We start from the raw sequence: 15585 nt of genomic DNA, 5'->3' as shown, positions 1-15585 counted from the left end.
CCCCGCCCGCCGATGGTCGACACGGTGGGCGCGGCGGGTGCCGGGACGTGTGCGATCGGCCCTCGGGGTGGAAGACCCGCCACAGCTGCCGCCCGGCCGGTTCCGGGTGATGATGGCTGTAGGGATGCCGGTAGGCACCCGGGAAGGGGCGCATTTCATGGCGAACCTTGATGGGCTGACCCTGCAGGTCCAACCGGCCCCCGACCTCGATCCGGAGGACCTGGCAGACCTCGCGAGCCTGCTGCGCGCCGAACTGCTCGACGAGGTCGACGTGGCCGCGGCCGATCCGGTCGACGCGGCCTCGGCGCCCGACAACGCCAAGGGGCTGGCGACCTTGGCCGGCTGGCTGGTCGTGCAGTTCGGAACACTCGACACGCTGCGCGCGGTGGTCGGCGCGGTCAGGAGCTGGGCCGGACGGACCAATCGTGCCGTGGAAGTCACGTACGGCGGCGACGTCTTGAAGCTCTCCGGGGTGACCTCGGAGCAACAGGAAAAGATCATCGATGACTGGCTCGCCCGTCACACGGCCATCGCCTGAGCTGCCCGCCGAGCACCGGTTCGCCCTGGTGGTGGCAACCACCCGCTACGCCGACGAGTCGCTGCGCGAGTTGCGGGCGCCGGCCCACGACGCGGACGAGTTGAGCGCGGTCCTGGCCGATCCGCAGGTCGGCGCGTTCACGGTCAAGCGGGTGATCGACCGGTCCGCCCAGGAGGTGCGTCTGGCCCTGGAGGAGTTCCTGACCGGACGCGATCCCGAGGACCTGCTGCTGGTGTATCTGTCCTGCCACGGGCTCGTGGACGTCCGCCGCCGACTGTACTTCGCCGCCACGGACACCCGGAAGTCCCGGATGGCGGCCACCGGGGTCGAGTCGCAGTGGCTGCTGGACCTTCTGGAGGACTGCCGGGCCCGGCGACTGGTGGTCATCCTGGACTGCTGCTTCAGCGGCGCCTTCGCCCCGGGCATCAAGGGGGAGGCCGACCTGGGGCTCGGCGAACGGTTCCACGGCCAGGGCCGCGGACGGGTGGTCCTGACCGCGTCGCGGGCCAGCGAGTACTCCTTCGAGGGCGAGCCGTTACCCGGATCGGTCCTGCCGGGCTCGGTGTTCACCAGCGCCCTGGTCGACGGCATCCGCAGCGGCGCGGCCGACGGCGACAACGACGGCTACATCTCGGTCGACGATGCCTACACCTACGCCTTCGACCAGGTGCGGACGCTCGGAAGCCGGCAGACCCCGCAGCGGTGGCTCTACGGAGCCGAGGGCAAGATCCTGCTCGCCCGCAGCCCGGCCGGCATAGCCGTGGTTCCCGTCGACCTGCCCGAAGCGCTGCGCAGCGGGCTGGACAGCCCCCACCCCGCCATCCGTCTCGGCGCCGTGGCCGCCCTGGGCGAATGGCTCACCGGGGACGACCCGGCCAGGGCGCTGACGGCACGGCAGACCCTGGAGCAGGTCGCCGACTCGGACATCCACCAGGTGGCCGCGGCGGCCACCGCCCTGCTGGCGGCCGGGACGGTCGACGGCCCGCTCCCCGACGCCCCTGCGCCTGACGCCCCTACGCCGGACGTTCCTACGCCGGACGTTCCTGCGTCTGACACTCCTGTGCCTGACGTTCCCGCGCCGGACGACCTACCGGCGGAGGTCGAGGCCGCAGCGGAAACCGCCGCGCACGACACGGCCCCGCACGACGCGGCCGCGCACGACCTCCCGTCGGTGGAGCCGCCCTCGGCCGGGGGAGCGGTCGCGCCAGCATCGCCCGCCGGCGTCCCGGACGCGGACGTCCGGCCCGCGGACACCGCCGGTGCGGGCCGCCCTCCCGACCACCCCGGGACGGGTCGGCCCTCGCGGTCGCTGATGCCGCGCGGACGCAGGGCCCGAGCCCTTCTCGCGGGAGTCCTCGCGCTGGTCGTGGGCGCGGTGGTCGTGGTGGTCCTCACCAGCCGGTCCGGATCCCCGCCCCCGACGGCGGCGCAGAGCACCCAGCAGTCCCAGGCCGCCTCGCAGTCCCAGACGACTCCGCAGGCGGATCCCGCCGCCAAGGTCGCCGCCGACCCGGCCCTGGCCGCACTTGTCCCGGCCGGCCTGAAGGCGAGCGGCAAGCTCGCCGTGGCCTCCGACGCGTCCTACGCGCCGAACGAGTTCAAGGACGCCCAGGGCAACATCGTCGGAATGGACGCCGATCTCGCTGTCGCCATCGCCCGGAAGCTGGGGCTGACGGCCGAGGTTCAGAACGTCGGCTTCACCGAGATCGTCCCGGGCATCACCACGAACGCCTACCAGCTGGGCCTGAGCTCCTTCACCGACACCAAGGAGCGTGAGCAGACCGTCGACATGGTGACCTACTTCTCGGCGGGCACGGGCATGGCGGTCAAGAGCGGCAACCCCGACAAGATCGACCCGAACGACCTCTGCGGCAAGAAGGTCGCCGTCCAGAACGGCACCACCCAGGCCGACAGCATCAAGGACGTGATCAATCCGGCCTGCGTCAAGGCCGGCAAGCCCGCCATCCCGAACGACGGCGACAAGTTCGACCAGCAGACCGATGTCACGGCGGCCGTCGTCTCGGGCCAGGACCAGGTGATGCTGGCGGACTCGCCGGTCGTCGCCTACGAGGTCAAGGAGACCGGCGGCGGGCTGCAGAAGATCGGGGCGACCACCGACACCGCCCCCTACGGGATCGTGGTCGCCAAGGGATCGCCGCTGACCAAGGCCGTGCAGGGCGCGGTCCAGTCGCTGATGGCCGATGGCACGTACCAGGCGATCCTGGCGAAGTGGGGCGTCGAGGACGGCGCCATCGGCACCTCCGTCATCAACGGTGCCCCCAGTTGAGCCGCCCCCGACCACCCGGCCACCGGGCCGCCCGACGGCGCGTCGGACCGGCGCGCGCCGTCTTCGCGCGCCCCGGGTGTCAGAATCGGCGGGTCCGTGCCGGGGATCATGTCCGAGGGAGCGAGCAATGAGCAGCGGGGAGCGGCCGGAGCTGGAGGCGGTACCGGAGACGGCTCTGTGGACGCTGTACCAGCGCGCTGTGGAGGCCCGCCGTCCGGACGCGGTACTGCACGATCCCAAGGCGGTCGAGCTGGTCGACCGGATCGACTACCCGTTCGCCGACCGGTTCGGCACCAGCGGCACGCAGGCCCAGCTGCAGGCGCTGCGGACGGCCTGCTTCGACCGCGAGGTGGCGGACTTCCTGGCCCGGGAGCCGCGCGGCACCGTCGTCTGCCTGGGGGAGGGGCTGGAGACCCAGTACTGGCGGGTCGACAACGGGCGGGCCCGGTGGCTCACCGTGGACCTGCCCGAACCGGTGGCGCTGCGCGAGAAGCTGCTGCCGCCCGGCCCGCGCCAGCGCTACCTGGCCGCCGACGCCACCGACCTCGGATGGGCCGACGAGGTGGACCCCGAGCGCGCGGTACTCATCACCGCACAAGGCCTGTTGATGTACCTTCCGCCGGCCCGGGTGCGGGCCCTGATCGCGGGCTGTGCCGAGCGCTTCCCGGGGGGCTCGCTGGTGCTGGACGCCGTGCCGCACTGGTTCGGCCGGCTGACCCGGAGCGGCAGGATGCGCACCCACGGCTACCAGGCGCCGCCGATGCCCTGGGCGATGGACGCGGACGAGCGGGACAAGCTCCGCACCGCCGGCCCGGCGGTGGTCGCGGTGCGGGACGTCCGGCCGACCGGAGGACGCGGGCTGGTCGGCGCCCTGCTGCCACTCGCCCTCACCGTCCCGCCGCTGGCCACCCGCCGGCCCTCCGTCACCGTCCTGGAGTTCGCCCAGCGGCCTCAGCGGTCGTAGCCGGTGGGATGAGAGGTTAGTTTCGTTCAAGTGATCGCCACTTCGTATGTGGCCGCTACCGTCGCTGTCGAGGGACGGTTTTCCAGACACCACACCTAGGTACAGGGCGAGAACTCCCCCACCTGGCCCGGAACATGCATCCCAGAGCCAGGGATGAAACGCTTCTGTGAGTGCGCGTTTCCCGATGGCAACGGCACGTGCCTGCAGGGCCGTACAGTACGTACTGGCGTGTCAGGATCGAGAGGCGTGCCCGCTGTACAGCGGTTCGGGGTTGCGGGCGGCCAGAACGGTGGAGATGTGGCGGAGAGTATCGGGGTTGGCGAGGCTGTGCAGGCGCTTCGCGACGAGCTGCTGAGCGCGGCTACTGCGGGAGCGTCGAGTGATGTCCAGTTCGAGGTTGGCCCCATCGAGTTGGAGTTCGCCTTCACCCTGTCCAAGGAAGGCACGGCGAAAGTAGGGGTGAGCCGGATCTTCAGCGCGGTGGTGTCTGCGGACGTCTCTGGAAAGGTCGCGAAGCAGGATGTCCACCGGGTGAAGCTCGTCCTCACACCGAAGGGACGATCTGGCGATCCGCTCCTGATCGGCAACGAGAACCCGCCTGAGATGGGGGAGCTGGATTCCTCCTTCGGGCGTTGAGGATCGGGATCCGCAGTGGAGGAGAGACGCCGGCTCGCGGTCGTGGAAGCGGCGGGGCAGGGGTCTGGCTATGTCCTTGCACCGCGACTTGTCCTCACGGCACAGCACGTGCTGGGAAACCACAAACACGCAACGGTACGGACGCCCCGGGGTAAGCCGACACGGAGCCAGGTGATCTGGGCGCGTTCGGACAGCCCGTACGACGCGGCTCTCCTGCTGGCTGACGAGGACCTGGTGTGCGATCTGGCCCCTGTGCGCTGGGGACGATTGGTGGCGTCGGACCAGACCGACATCTCGGTTCTCGGGTTCACAGCGCTGGCTGGCCGGGAGGGACGCATCGGGTCTGCGGCGTTTCGGGGATCGCTGGATCCGCTGGAAGCCGTCGAAATCGACCGGTACGTACTAGCCCTGGAGGGGAGTCCACCACTGGGGTCTGCGCATGCGTCGCCCTGGGCGGGTCTGTCCGGCGGAGCCGTCTGGTGCTTGGGCACCCTCGTGGGCGTCGCAGTTGCGGACCTTCCGGGGTGGCCGCACAGTAGGCTCGAAGCTGTCCCCAGTTATGTGCTCCTCGCGGACGACGAATTCCGAGAGCTGATCGGCCAGCACACGGGTACGGCTGTGCACCTCGAACCGGCCGAACTCGCGGACAGCGTCGAAGCAGTGGTTCCTCTGGTGCCTCGTTCCGTAGCCACACTGCTCCACCCCAGGGCCGAGACCGTTCGGTTCTCAGGACGCCGTGAACTGCTTCACGAGATGGTGGCCTGGAGTACCTCGGGCAACGATCTGTCGGTGGCGCTCCTCACCGGTTGCGGCGGCGCCGGGAAGACCCGAGTGGCTCGCGAACTGGGCCACCAGCTCGCTGCACTGGGATTTGCCGTCGTGAATCTGAGCAGGCGGAGCAGTCAGGAGCAGCATCGGCTGCTCGCCCGCGCGACTGCGCCCGTCCTGCTCGTGATCGACTACGCGGAGAGCCGCGTGGACAAGCTTGGCGTTCTGCTTGACCACCTGAGCAGCCGCCCGCACACTGCCCCGTTCAAGGTGCTCCTCATCGCTCGTGCGGTCGGCCAGTGGTGGGACGACGTGCGCTCCGACAGCCGACCAGAGACGGTCGACGTGACAGGCAGGGCCCGACGCTGGTCGATCCCGGACACTGCATCGCTTGGGGTGGACGAGGCCCAGGCGTTTCACGCGGCCGTGGACGACCTGACGCGCGGCGCGGCGGCGCTCGGGTTGGCCGTTGCCGCGCCGCGCGGCGGAGCGTCTGTTCCGCACCGGGTCTTTGCGGGCAGGCCGCCACGGACCGTCCTTGAGATTCACATGGCGGCCCTCGCGAGCATTCTCACGCCGTATGCCCCCTCTGAGGTGAAGAACGCCCAAGAGACGCTGTTGCTGCACGAGGCCGCCTATTGGCGGGAGACTTCGAGGCGGGCGCCGCTTGACGGGCTCGGCGACGCCGCGCTGCGCAACGCCGTCGTTGTTGCCACGCTGGTGGGGCCGGTCTCGAGTAGCCGCGCCCGCGAGATCCTTTGTCGGGTGCCGCGAATCGGCGACCATCCGGAGTCAGTGCGCTGGGCCGTGGCCGACTGGTTGAGCGATCTTTACCCCCGCCCCGAGGACTTCGACGGGGGCCCCTGGCAGTGGGGCCCCCTGGAACCTGACCCCCTGGGCGAGTACCTCGTGGGCACGCGGGTGGCGGCCGAACCCGAGATCTTCCTGCGGCTCCTGGAGGTACTCAACGAGGAGGAGAGCGTGAACTCCCTCCTCGTGCTGAGCAGGGCAGCCGTGCACGTCGAGGCCGAGCCCCTGGAGAAAGTCCTGCAAGCGGCTGTGCGTGCATTTCCGGCCCTGCTGGCGTCCCGTCTTGTGGCTGCCGGAATCCGCAGTGCGGAGCCAACGATTCTGATCGCTACGCTCGACCGGATTCTTGTGGAGGAGCTGCTGCCGCCGGACCAGTTGCAGGAACTCGCAGTGCAAATTCCTGTGCTGACCCAGGCGCTGGCCTCGTGGAGCGTTCGGATGCAGCAGTTACTTGCGGAGGTCGTCGACGAGCAGTCGTCGGCGACTCCCGAAGTGCAGCGGGCGACCTCCCAGTACAACCTCGCCCTGAGGCTTATGGCTGCCCTCCGCTACGACGAGGCCCTCGACGTCGTGACGTCTGCATTGGGCGTCCTCGACACCGCGCCCACCGCACAGCCGTTGCTTCAGGGACTGCTGTTGAACCAGCGTGGTGCCGCGCTCGGACGGCTGGGGCATGTAGAAGAGGCCGTACGGGAGAGCAGGAAGAGCGTTGCCATGGTGATCAGTTGGCAGCCGAAGAGCACGGCTGATCGGCTGTTTTTCCTGGCAGGGGTACTGAACAACCTCTCCCACAATCTCGCTGACGCGGGCGACCTCGACGAAGCGCTGGAGGCGGCTCGCGCTTCGGTTGGCATGCGGCGCGAACTGGTCACCCGCGACCCGTTGGTACAACCGGACCTTGCCCGGTCGCTCAACACGCTCACACTCCGCCACTACCAGGCGGGCAATCTCACCGAGGCACTGGAGGCGGCCCAGGAGTCGCTGCACCTCCGCAGGGCTGTGGCCCAGGACCACCCTGACGCCTATCTCGACGAACTGGCGTCCACTCTGAGTAACAAGGCACGTGTTCTACAGCGTCTCGGGGATCTAAGCGGCGCACGAGAAGCCCTCGCGGAGGTTGCATCGATCAAGCGTCGCCTGGCCCGATCCAACCCAACGATCCAGCAGGTGGATTACGTGCTGACCATGCACGAGCTGGCGAAGCTGAATGCTGAGATGGGTGCGACGGCTGATGCCGTGGCGATCGCGGACGAGGCAGTCGGTCTGGCCCGTGAGCTGGTAACCGCTCACGGTCGCGACTACCTGCCCTTGCTCGGCGGGTCCTTCCTGGTGCAGTCGCTGGCGCTGACCGCCGCGTCGTGCGGGCAGGTGGCCTACAGGGTGAACAACAAGGCCGCCCAGGTCTTTCGGGCGGTGCTCCACGAGGACCCGTCCGACGTGAGCGGCCTGCTAAGCGCTCTGTGCAACCAGGGCCAGTTCCTCTCCCACATGAAGCGCAACGAAGATGCTGAACACTCGGCAGCCGAAGCGGTGGCCATCCTGGCAGGGCTGCCTGAGGAACTTCGCGAGGAGCTCTCCGAGGAATGCGCGGCCGCCTACGCCAGACACGCCAAGACATTGCTCGCTCTGGGCCGCTCGAGGGAGTTCAGGGAGGCCCGTGACGCGGCGCTCAGCCTCTACCAGCGGTTGGAGCAGGACACCCCGGGCTCTTTCATCGGTGACATCGCAGACGTCAATCGCTTCGAGTCTCCGGACGGCTGAGCCCCGCTCACATCATCTCCCGTCGGTGGCGCAGCGCCCGCGAAGGAACTCCCCACCACGTTCACGATCCGCTTCCGCAGCTCCTGTCATCCCGGCAGATGTCTGCCGCCCCTGGGGCCTGTTGATGTACCTTCCGCCGGCCAGGGTGCGGGCCCTGATCGCGGGCTGTGCCGAGCGCTTCCCGGGGGGCTCGCTGGTGCTGGACGCCGTGCCGCACTGGTTCGGCCGGCTGACCCGGAGCGGCAGGATGCGCACCCACGGCTACCAGGCGCCGCCGATGCCCTGGGCGATGGACGCGGACGAGCGGGACAAGCTCCGCACCGCCGGCCCGGCGGTGGCCGCGGTGCGGGACGTCCGGCCGACCGGAGGACGCGGGCTGGTCGGCGCCCTGCTGCCACTCGCCCTCACCGTCCCGCCGCTGGCCACCCGCCGGCCCTCCGTCACCGTCCTGGAGTTCGCCCAGCGGCCCGAGGGGTCGTAGCCGGTGGGATGACGGGCCGCGCTCGGAGTCTCTCCGCAGGCGAAGACGGACGTCCGCGCCTAAAGGGGTGACCGGTTCGGCAATCCGGTTCGGCAATCCGCGCCGCAAGGCCGACCGAGCGACCGGCACCACCGGCGTCCGACGGGTCGGGTGCTTTCCGGACGGATCGTCCGAAGCCCCGGCCTGCTGTCTTTTCGCCCGTCTGTTTGTACCACCCCCCGTCCGTGGACGGACCGTTGGCGTGATCGTCGCCCCGCGTGGTTGACCGTGGCCACACATCCCCCCAGGCTTTCACGCGGCCCACACAACTGTCGCACCGTCATCACGGTTTCTGGCAGGCGGGTTGCCCGGTTCCCCGTCTCACGAAGGACCTTCCGATGCGTCGTACCGCCGCCCTGTTCGCCACCGCCCTGCTTGCGGCAGCCGCCGCGCTCACCGCGCCGTCCACCGCCGGCGCCGCGTCGTCCGCATCGACCGGCGGCGCCCAGGCCGCGCCTGTCGTGCAGGCCGCCGGTCCGGCCGACAAGTGTTCCATCACCGCCAACGGCCTGACCTTCGTCGGAACCTGCTCGGGCATCGACCCGATGCAGACCTGGATCCTCTCGGCTACCTGTGTGGACTACGACGACTCCGGGTTTCCGCACTTCTCGGCGGCGTGGAACAGTGGCGCGGCCGTCGGCAACACCAGCGCCGTCGCGACGTGCGGCATGTCGGGGCTGTTCTGGATCGGCATCTCGTTCGGCCCTGCGGTCCCGGCCGGCCCGGTCGGCCAGATCACCGGCTACGGGAACAAGTGCGTCGGCGTGAAGGACGGCAACACCACCAACGGCACCCCCGTGCAGATCTGGGACTGCCTCGGCAACACCGCCCAGACGTGGAAGATCGCCGTCGACGGCACCGTCCGCGCGCTCGGCAAGTGCCTGGACGTCAAGGGCGGCAACACCGCCATCGGCACCCCGGTGCAGCTCTACGACTGCAACGGTGGCGGCGCCCAGCAGTGGCAGCCCCGGCCCGACGGCTCGCTGTACAACCCGATGTCCGGCCGCTGCCTGGACGACTTCGCGTACTCCACCACCAACGGCAACCAGATCCTCATCTGGGACTGCAACGGCGCCGCCAACCAGGTCTGGCACCTGCCCGTCTGACGCGGCACTAGCTCCTGACCGCCCCGGGGGTGCCCGGTCCGTCCATTCGGCGCCAGGCCGGGAGGACCAGCGGGCAGAGCGTGATCAGGAGGTAGGCCCCGCCGAGGAGTGCCAGGGCTGTGGTCAGCCCGGCCCGGTCCACCAGGTAGCCGGATGCGATGCCGCCGAGCGGCGTCGCCATCAGGACACCCGCGGCCAGGACACCGGTCACCCGGCTGCGCAGGGCGTCGGGCACGAGCTCGTACAGCACGGTCGAGACGATCGGGTTGCAGATCCCGGCGGCGAGGCCGGCCAGCGCCAGCGTCGCCCCCAGGGGCAGCAGGCCGGGCGCGAACGCCGCGACCAGCATGCGCGGGCAGCCGCTGACGAGCAGGCAGCAGATGTAGAGCGGTCGGCGGGGGAGCCGGTCGGCCAGCGTCGCGTGCAGCAACGCGCCCGCGAGCGCGCCGGCGGCGAAGAGGCCCGCAAGCAGGCCGAGGTCGACCGGTCCGCCGAGGTCGCGCTCGGCGTGCACGGGCAGCAGGACGGCGCTCCAGGCCTGGTCGAGGCCGTTGGTGACCATCAGCACCGCGGTGACGGCGAGCAGCAGCCGTTGGCGCAGCAGGAAGGCCAGGCCTTCGCGCAGTTCGGCGAGGTACGCCCGCGGGCCTGTCGGGTGCGCGCCGCGTCGGGGGGCGGCGGCGGGGACGCGCCGGACGCCGAGGGCGATCAGCAGGGCCGAGAGTCCGAAGGACACCGTGTCCAGCAGGAGGACTGGCCCTGCCCCGAAGAGCGCGATCAGTACGCCGGCGGCCGAGGCGCCGAGCAGCCGGGCGCCTCGGGAGGCGGCGGTGTACAGGCTCATGGCGCGGGCGAGCGGAACGCCCGCGTGGTCGGCGAGATCGGGGGTGAGGACCTGGCGTGCGGTCTCTCCGGGCGCCTGGAACAGCCCGTTGACGGCCATGATCAGGCACAGCTGCCAGAACCGCAGGACGCCCGCCCAGTGGAGGAGCGGGATCAGCGCGACGGCCGTCCCGCACACCAGGTCCGATAGGACCGCCGCGCGCAGCCGGCCGATCCTGTCGATCACCGGGCCGCCGGTGAGCGCGGAGACCGCCAGCGGAAGCATTCCGCAGGCGGCCACCAGACCCGCCCTGGAGGCGCTGCCGGTGGTCTGCAGGACGAACCACGGCACACCGATGCCGGCGAAGGCGTTGCCGGTGATCGAGACCAGGTTCGCGGTCAGCAGGGCGCCCAGCGGCCGGCGGTCCGGGGCGGTCCGGGCGGCGTCGGCCCGGTCGGGGGCGGCGACAGGCATACGGGTCTCCGGTCGGTTGTCGGAGTGTCAACTCCTGGGCAGGGGAAGGGCGCGCGGGTGGATGCTACGCCGGCCTCCGGCGCCGCCGCCGTCGCGCGGACCGCGCAGGGTTGGGGCGCGATCCGTGCGGATCGCTCCCCCGTGCGCTCCGGGAGCCCCGCCGCACGCTCTCGTGCGTACAGGAACCATTGCGCACGCTGAGATCGGACGCCTCCCACGGCCGCCGCCTCCCGTGCTCCGGGAGGCCGGTGCGTGCCGCCAAGCCGCGGGCACCTTCCTCCACCCCCCACCACCGCATCCGGGTACGGCCTCGCTCCCGGTCACTCCGACCGGCCCTGCCGCTCGCCGTGCACCGGCGGCCTGCCCGTGCGGGTTCGCGGGACTGGCTCCTCGGGACCGGTTCCTTGGGGCCCGCTCCTTGGGCCGGCTCCGACCGGCCGGCGTCCGGCTCGCAGCATCGAACGAAGGGAAAGACCGTGACCACTCCCGTCCCGTCCCGCATCGCCCTGGTGAACGGCAGCTTCGAGCAGCCCCCCATCGCCGGCGGCAACGCGTTCCTTCCCGACGCCTCCCAGACCCAGAGCCCGAACCACGTCCCGGGCTGGCTCAGCACCGCCACCGACCACCTGATCGAGATCTGGCACGACGGCTTCAACGGCGTCCCCTCCGCCGACGGCGCCCAGTTCGCCGAACTCAACGCCAACCAGGTGTCCACCCTCTACCAGGACCTGCCCACCGCCCCCGGAGCCACCCTGTACTGGCGGCTCTACCACCGCGGGCGGCTCGGCCAGGACACCCTGGCCCTGGACATCGGCAGGCCCGGCGCGACCGTCCAGCAGCGCCAGTTCACCGACGGCACCACCGCCTGGGGCTTCTACACCGGGACGTACACCGTCCCGGCCGGGCAGACCACCACCCGGTTCGCCTTCCGCTCCGTCGCCGCCGCCGGCGGCAACCAGTCGGTCGGCAACTTCCTCGACGGCATCTTCTTCGGCACCGCCCCCACCGTCGTCCTCACCAAGTACGCCATCCCCGACGGGCCCCTCCAGGTGGGCGACGTCCTCACCTACCGCATCGTGGCCAGGAACGAGGGCGGCGGCAGCGCCGAGGCCCTCGTCCTGACCGACACCGTCCCGGTCGGCACCACCTACCTGCCCGGGTCCCTGCGCATCGTCAGCGGCCCCAACCGGGGCGCGAAAACCGACCAGCGGGGCGACGACCAGGCCTCCTTCGACCCGGTGGGCAACCGGGTGGTGTTCAACCTCGGCAACGACGCCACCGCCACCCAGGGCGGCAGCCTGCCCAACACCGACACCCTCCCGAACGGCACGACCGTGGAGTACCGGGTCACCATCGACGAGGCCAGCGCGGGCGGACACATCACCAACACCGCCACCGCCACCTACGAGAACCGCCTCGGCGCCACCCCCGAACCCCTCACCGCCACCTCCGGCCAGGTCGACACCCAGGTCCTCCCCGCGGCCGACCTCGGCGTCACCAAGTCCGCCGACGCCACCACCGTCACCGTCGGCCAGACCGTCACCTACCGCGTCACCGTCCACAACGCCGGACCGAACACCGCGACCGGCGTGACCGTCACCGACACCCTCCCGGCCGGTCTGCCGTTCGTCTCCGCCGCGCCGGGCACCGGCACCTACAACCCCGCCACCGGCCGGTGGAACGTAGGAACGCTGGCCGCGGGCGCCTACGCCACCCTCACCCTCCAGGCCAAGGCCACCGTCACGGGCCCGGTCACCAACACCGCCACGGCGCACGCGACCGAGACCGACCTCCGCCCGGCCGACAACACCGACTCCGTCACCGTCTGCGTCGTGGCCGCCCCCACCTGCCCGCCCTGCCCGCCGCCCGGCGGCTGCGGCCCCTGCTGACCGTGCCTGCCGTCCGGCTTCACGAAGGCGGGCGAGTGGGGAGCGAGGAGCGGTGACCGGGAGGTGACCCGCGCTACCGGGCGCCGTCGGCGGGTGTCTGCAGCCTCGCCCGGTAGGCGCGCTTCTTGGCGAGGGCGCCGCAGGTCTTCATTGAGCACCAGCGGCGGGCACCCGCACGGGAGGTGTCCACGAAGGGGACACCGCAGTCGGGATTCCCGCAGATGCGGACACGGGTGCGGTGCTCCGACGCGCAGAGGGCGATCAGATCCCGGGCGACCATCGAGAGCGCCGCCCCGACCGTGTCGCCGCGCCAGCGCACGGTGGTCGCGCCGGGGGCGAGCTCGGGCGTCGAGGGGGGCTCGGCGGCGGCGAGGTTGACGAGCACGATGTCCTCGAACGAGGGCGGCGCGGCGTCCGCCAGGGCGCGCCCGGTCCGCTGGATCGCCTCGCGCAGCTGCCGGGCGCGGCCGAGGTCGGCCTCGGTGCAGGGCGGCGCCGCTGTCGTGCAGCCGCTTTCGACGGCCCAGCGGCTCAAGTCCTCCGGCCGGGCCAGCCGTTCGAAGGGCGCGTCCGCGCCGCGGTCGGCCAGGGTGCCGGCGAAGGCGAAGCACAACCGCGCGTCGTCGAAGCGGAAGTCGGCCTTGGCGCGCTGGCGCCCCTCGCGACCGCCGTCCCTGGCATCCGTGCCGTTCCTGTCGCCACTGTCACCACTGTCGTCCATGTCCACCACTTTATGCGGTTGACACGATTCCGAACAAGCGGCTAGCTTCCAAGTCCACCGCTTGAACCGGTGGACTTCGGGCGGTCGCCGCCCGGTCCCGCCACACCCCCGATCCCGTCACCCCCGCACCACGAGGAGGCCGCACCATGCGCGCCGCAGTCATCGAGGAACTCCACAAGCCGCTCGTCATCCGCGACGTGCCCGACCCCGTCTGCCCGCCGGACGGCGCGATCCTGCGGGTCGGGGCGAACGGGATCTGCCGGACCGACTGGGCCCTGTGGGCGGGGGAGTTCTGGACGGGCGGCCCGCGCGTCGAGGCCCCGTTCGTCCTCGGCCACGAGTTCGCCGGCACCGTCGTGGAGGTCGGCCGCGAGGTACGGGGGTGGAAGGAGGGCGACCGCGTCATCTTCCCGATGAACCCCGGCGAGGGCGACTGCGAGATGTGCCGCAGCGGCAACCAGCACGTCTGCGAGCACGTGGACTCGCTGGTGCCCGGGGTCTCCTACTGGGGCGCCTTCGCCGAGTACGTCATGGTCCGCTTCGCCGACGTCAACCTGGTCGAAGTACCGGAGGGCGTCGGCTTCGTGGACGTCGCCGCGCTGGCCTGCCGCTACATGACCGCCTTCCACGGCGTCGTCGACCAGGCGAAGGTCCGCGGCGGCGAATGGGTCGCGGTGTACGGCGCCGGGGGCGGCATGGGGCTGTCGACGGTCGAGATCGCCGCGGCGACGGGCGCCAACGTCATCGCGATCGACATCACGGACGACAAGCTGGACGCCGCCCGCGCGCTCGGTGCCGTCCACACCGTCAACGCGGCGACCGACGACCCCACCGAAGCGGTGAAGACCCTCACCGGCGGCGGTGCGCACGTGTCGGTCGACGCCGTGGGCATCGCCGCCGCCTGCCGCAACTCCGTCCTCTCCCTGCGCACCCGCGGCCGCCACCTCCAGCTCGGGCACACCACCTCCGCGGAACAGGGGGACGTCGCGCTGCCGGTCGACGTCATGATGGTCAAGGAACTGGAGTTCCTGAGCGCCTTCGGCATGCAGGGCCAGCGCTTCGGCACGATGCTGAACATGATCGCCGCCGGCCGCCTCGCCCCCGGCCGCATCGTCTCGCGCACCGTCGGCCTCCACGAGGCGAGCGAGGTCCTGGAGTCCCTGGAGACGTACGGACCCACCGGCGTGGTCGTCATCGACTCGTTCCGCCCCTGAACCGCCTCCCCCTCCCCGCCCGAAAGCAGGAACGACCATGCCCGCATCCCGTCAACTGATGGACCAGGAACTGAGCCTGGCCCTCGACGCCGTCCCCATGACCCCCAACGGCGCGTTCGACCTGACCGACCTCCCCGCGACCCGCGCGGCGTTCCGCGCCCAGGCCGAGGCCGCCGCCGAAGCCGAGCCCGGCGACCCGTCGGTCACCGTCGAGACGCACCTCGCGAGCCGGACGGACGGCCCCGACGTACCGATCCGCCTGCTGCGCCCCACCGAGGCGCCCGGACCCCTGCCGGTCCTGGTCTGGTTCCACGGCGGCGGCCAGGTACTCGGCTTCGCCGCCCAGGACGACCCGTGGCTCACCCGGCTGGCCGCGAGCCTCGGCTGCGCCGTCGCCGTGGTCGACTACCGGCTCGCCCCCGAGACACCCGCCCCCGGCGCCGCCGAGGACGGCTTCACCGCCTACCAGTGGCTCGGCCGCGAGGCGGATGCCCTGGACCTGGACGGCACCCGCATCGGCATCGCGGGACAGAGCGGCGGCGGAGGCGTCGCGGCGGCCACGACCCTGCTGATCCGCGACCGCGGCGGCGTGACACCGCTGTTCCAGTCCCTCACCTATCCCATGCTCGACGACCGCAACCGCACCGCGTCGAGCCACGAGATCACCGACATCGGCATCTGGGACCGCTCGACCAACCTCCTCGCCTGGCAGGCGATCCTGGGCGACCGCGCCGGCACCGACGACGTCTGCCCCTATTCCGCCCCGGCCCGCGCCACCGACCTCGGCGCCCTGCCGCCCACCCTCATCACCGTCGGCGACCTCGACTGCTTCCGCGACGAGAACCTCGACTACGCCACCCGCCTGCGGGCCCGCGGCGTCCCGGTCGAACTCCACCTCTACCCCGGCGCCTACCACGCCTTCGACCTCATCGCCCCCCACTCCCGGCTCGCCACCACGCTCCACCAGACCTGGTCCAACTACCTCACCCGCCAGTTCCACGCCCCCTCGTCCGGCCCCTCGTCCGCAGCCTGACACCGCGCCGCCGCGGGCCTCGGCGGGTGGGCGGCGGCCCC

Annotated in this window: 12 protein-coding genes; 10 read left to right on the top strand and 2 right to left on the bottom strand. The window is 71.4% G+C overall.

Going from position 1 to position 15585, the window contains the following annotated elements:
• The first annotated feature begins 157 nt into the window (after nucleotides 1–157).
• The 7 genes from ACFVVX_RS28670 to ACFVVX_RS28640 all read left to right on the top strand — a co-directional run bounded on the left by ACFVVX_RS28670 (nucleotide 158) and on the right by ACFVVX_RS28640 (nucleotide 9390).
• The gene (locus ACFVVX_RS28670; RefSeq protein WP_387949683.1) at nucleotides 158–538 is read left to right on the top strand and encodes a hypothetical protein; all 381 of its coding nucleotides are present in this window, start codon (nucleotides 158–160) and stop codon (nucleotides 536–538) included.
• Nucleotides 504–2825, top strand: a complete 2322-nt coding sequence (locus ACFVVX_RS28665) for a transporter substrate-binding domain-containing protein (RefSeq protein WP_387949681.1) — start codon at nucleotides 504–506, stop codon at nucleotides 2823–2825. The genes ACFVVX_RS28670 and ACFVVX_RS28665 overlap by 35 nt, the downstream gene beginning before the upstream one ends.
• A gap of 127 nt (nucleotides 2826–2952) precedes the next feature.
• Nucleotides 2953–3789, top strand: coding sequence for a class I SAM-dependent methyltransferase (locus ACFVVX_RS28660; protein ID WP_387949679.1), 837 nt, complete (start codon nucleotides 2953–2955; stop codon nucleotides 3787–3789).
• 246 nt (nucleotides 3790–4035) lie between these two features.
• On the top strand, nucleotides 4036–4425 hold the full coding sequence (locus ACFVVX_RS28655) for a trypco2 family protein (protein WP_387949677.1): 390 nt from the start codon (nucleotides 4036–4038) through the stop codon (nucleotides 4423–4425).
• A 15-nt stretch (nucleotides 4426–4440) separates the two neighbouring features.
• Nucleotides 4441–7764, top strand: a complete 3324-nt coding sequence (locus tag ACFVVX_RS28650; RefSeq protein WP_387949676.1) for a tetratricopeptide repeat protein — start codon at nucleotides 4441–4443, stop codon at nucleotides 7762–7764.
• A 124-nt stretch (nucleotides 7765–7888) separates the two neighbouring features.
• Nucleotides 7889–8245: a hypothetical protein gene (locus tag ACFVVX_RS28645; protein ID WP_387949674.1), complete on the top strand. Its 357-nt coding sequence runs from the start codon at nucleotides 7889–7891 to the stop codon at nucleotides 8243–8245.
• A 377-nt stretch (nucleotides 8246–8622) separates the two neighbouring features.
• On the top strand, nucleotides 8623–9390 hold the full coding sequence (locus tag ACFVVX_RS28640; protein WP_387949673.1) for a ricin-type beta-trefoil lectin domain protein: 768 nt from the start codon (nucleotides 8623–8625) through the stop codon (nucleotides 9388–9390).
• Nucleotides 9391–9397: 7 nt separating this feature from the next.
• Here ACFVVX_RS28640 and ACFVVX_RS28635 read toward each other — a convergent pair whose 3' ends face one another.
• On the bottom strand, nucleotides 9398–10687 hold the full coding sequence (locus tag ACFVVX_RS28635) for an MFS transporter (protein ID WP_387949671.1): 1290 nt from the start codon (nucleotides 10685–10687) through the stop codon (nucleotides 9398–9400).
• Nucleotides 10688–11163: 476 nt separating this feature from the next.
• Here ACFVVX_RS28635 and ACFVVX_RS28630 point away from each other — a divergent pair, with 476 nt between their 5' ends.
• Nucleotides 11164–12576 carry a hypothetical protein gene (locus ACFVVX_RS28630; protein WP_387949669.1) on the top strand — a complete coding sequence of 471 codons (1413 nt, stop codon included), beginning with the start codon at nucleotides 11164–11166 and terminating at the stop codon, nucleotides 12574–12576.
• A 73-nt stretch (nucleotides 12577–12649) separates the two neighbouring features.
• Here ACFVVX_RS28630 and ACFVVX_RS28625 read toward each other — a convergent pair whose 3' ends face one another.
• A complete protein-coding gene (locus ACFVVX_RS28625; RefSeq protein WP_387949667.1) occupies nucleotides 12650–13297 on the bottom strand; it encodes a CGNR zinc finger domain-containing protein in 648 nt (215 codons plus the stop codon).
• A gap of 146 nt (nucleotides 13298–13443) precedes the next feature.
• Here ACFVVX_RS28625 and ACFVVX_RS28620 point away from each other — a divergent pair, with 146 nt between their 5' ends.
• Together ACFVVX_RS28620 and ACFVVX_RS28615 are read left to right on the top strand one after the other, a co-directional pair.
• Nucleotides 13444–14511: an alcohol dehydrogenase catalytic domain-containing protein gene (locus ACFVVX_RS28620; protein WP_387949666.1), complete on the top strand. Its 1068-nt coding sequence runs from the start codon at nucleotides 13444–13446 to the stop codon at nucleotides 14509–14511.
• Between the two features lie 37 nt (nucleotides 14512–14548).
• Nucleotides 14549–15544, top strand: coding sequence for an alpha/beta hydrolase (locus ACFVVX_RS28615; RefSeq protein WP_387949664.1), 996 nt, complete (start codon nucleotides 14549–14551; stop codon nucleotides 15542–15544).
• Nucleotides 15545–15585: the final 41 nt, after the last annotated feature.

The organism is Kitasatospora sp. NPDC058170 (assembly GCF_042883905.1).
Taxonomy (GTDB): Bacteria; Actinomycetota; Actinomycetes; order Streptomycetales; family Streptomycetaceae; genus Kitasatospora.
Note: the sequence above shows the minus strand (reverse complement) of the source record. Positions and strands in the feature narration are given on the sequence as shown.

Bases quoted from the DNA above. Each gene is read 5' to 3' on its own strand.
- ACFVVX_RS28640 (WP_387949673.1), top strand. From the start codon at position 8,623: ATGCGTCGTACCGCCGCCCTGTTCGCCACCGCCCTGCTTGCGGCAGCC.
- ACFVVX_RS28615 (WP_387949664.1), top strand. From the start codon at position 14,549: ATGCCCGCATCCCGTCAACTGATGGACCAGGAACTGAGCCTGGCCCTC.
- ACFVVX_RS28645 (WP_387949674.1), top strand. From the start codon at position 7,889: ATGTACCTTCCGCCGGCCAGGGTGCGGGCCCTGATCGCGGGCTGTGCC.
- ACFVVX_RS28670 (WP_387949683.1), top strand. From the start codon at position 158: ATGGCGAACCTTGATGGGCTGACCCTGCAGGTCCAACCGGCCCCCGAC.
- ACFVVX_RS28625 (WP_387949667.1), bottom strand. From the start codon at position 13,297: ATGGACGACAGTGGTGACAGTGGCGACAGGAACGGCACGGATGCCAGG.
- ACFVVX_RS28620 (WP_387949666.1), top strand. From the start codon at position 13,444: ATGCGCGCCGCAGTCATCGAGGAACTCCACAAGCCGCTCGTCATCCGC.
- ACFVVX_RS28635 (WP_387949671.1), bottom strand. From the start codon at position 10,687: ATGCCTGTCGCCGCCCCCGACCGGGCCGACGCCGCCCGGACCGCCCCG.
- ACFVVX_RS28665 (WP_387949681.1), top strand. From the start codon at position 504: ATGACTGGCTCGCCCGTCACACGGCCATCGCCTGAGCTGCCCGCCGAG.
- ACFVVX_RS28660 (WP_387949679.1), top strand. From the start codon at position 2,953: ATGAGCAGCGGGGAGCGGCCGGAGCTGGAGGCGGTACCGGAGACGGCT.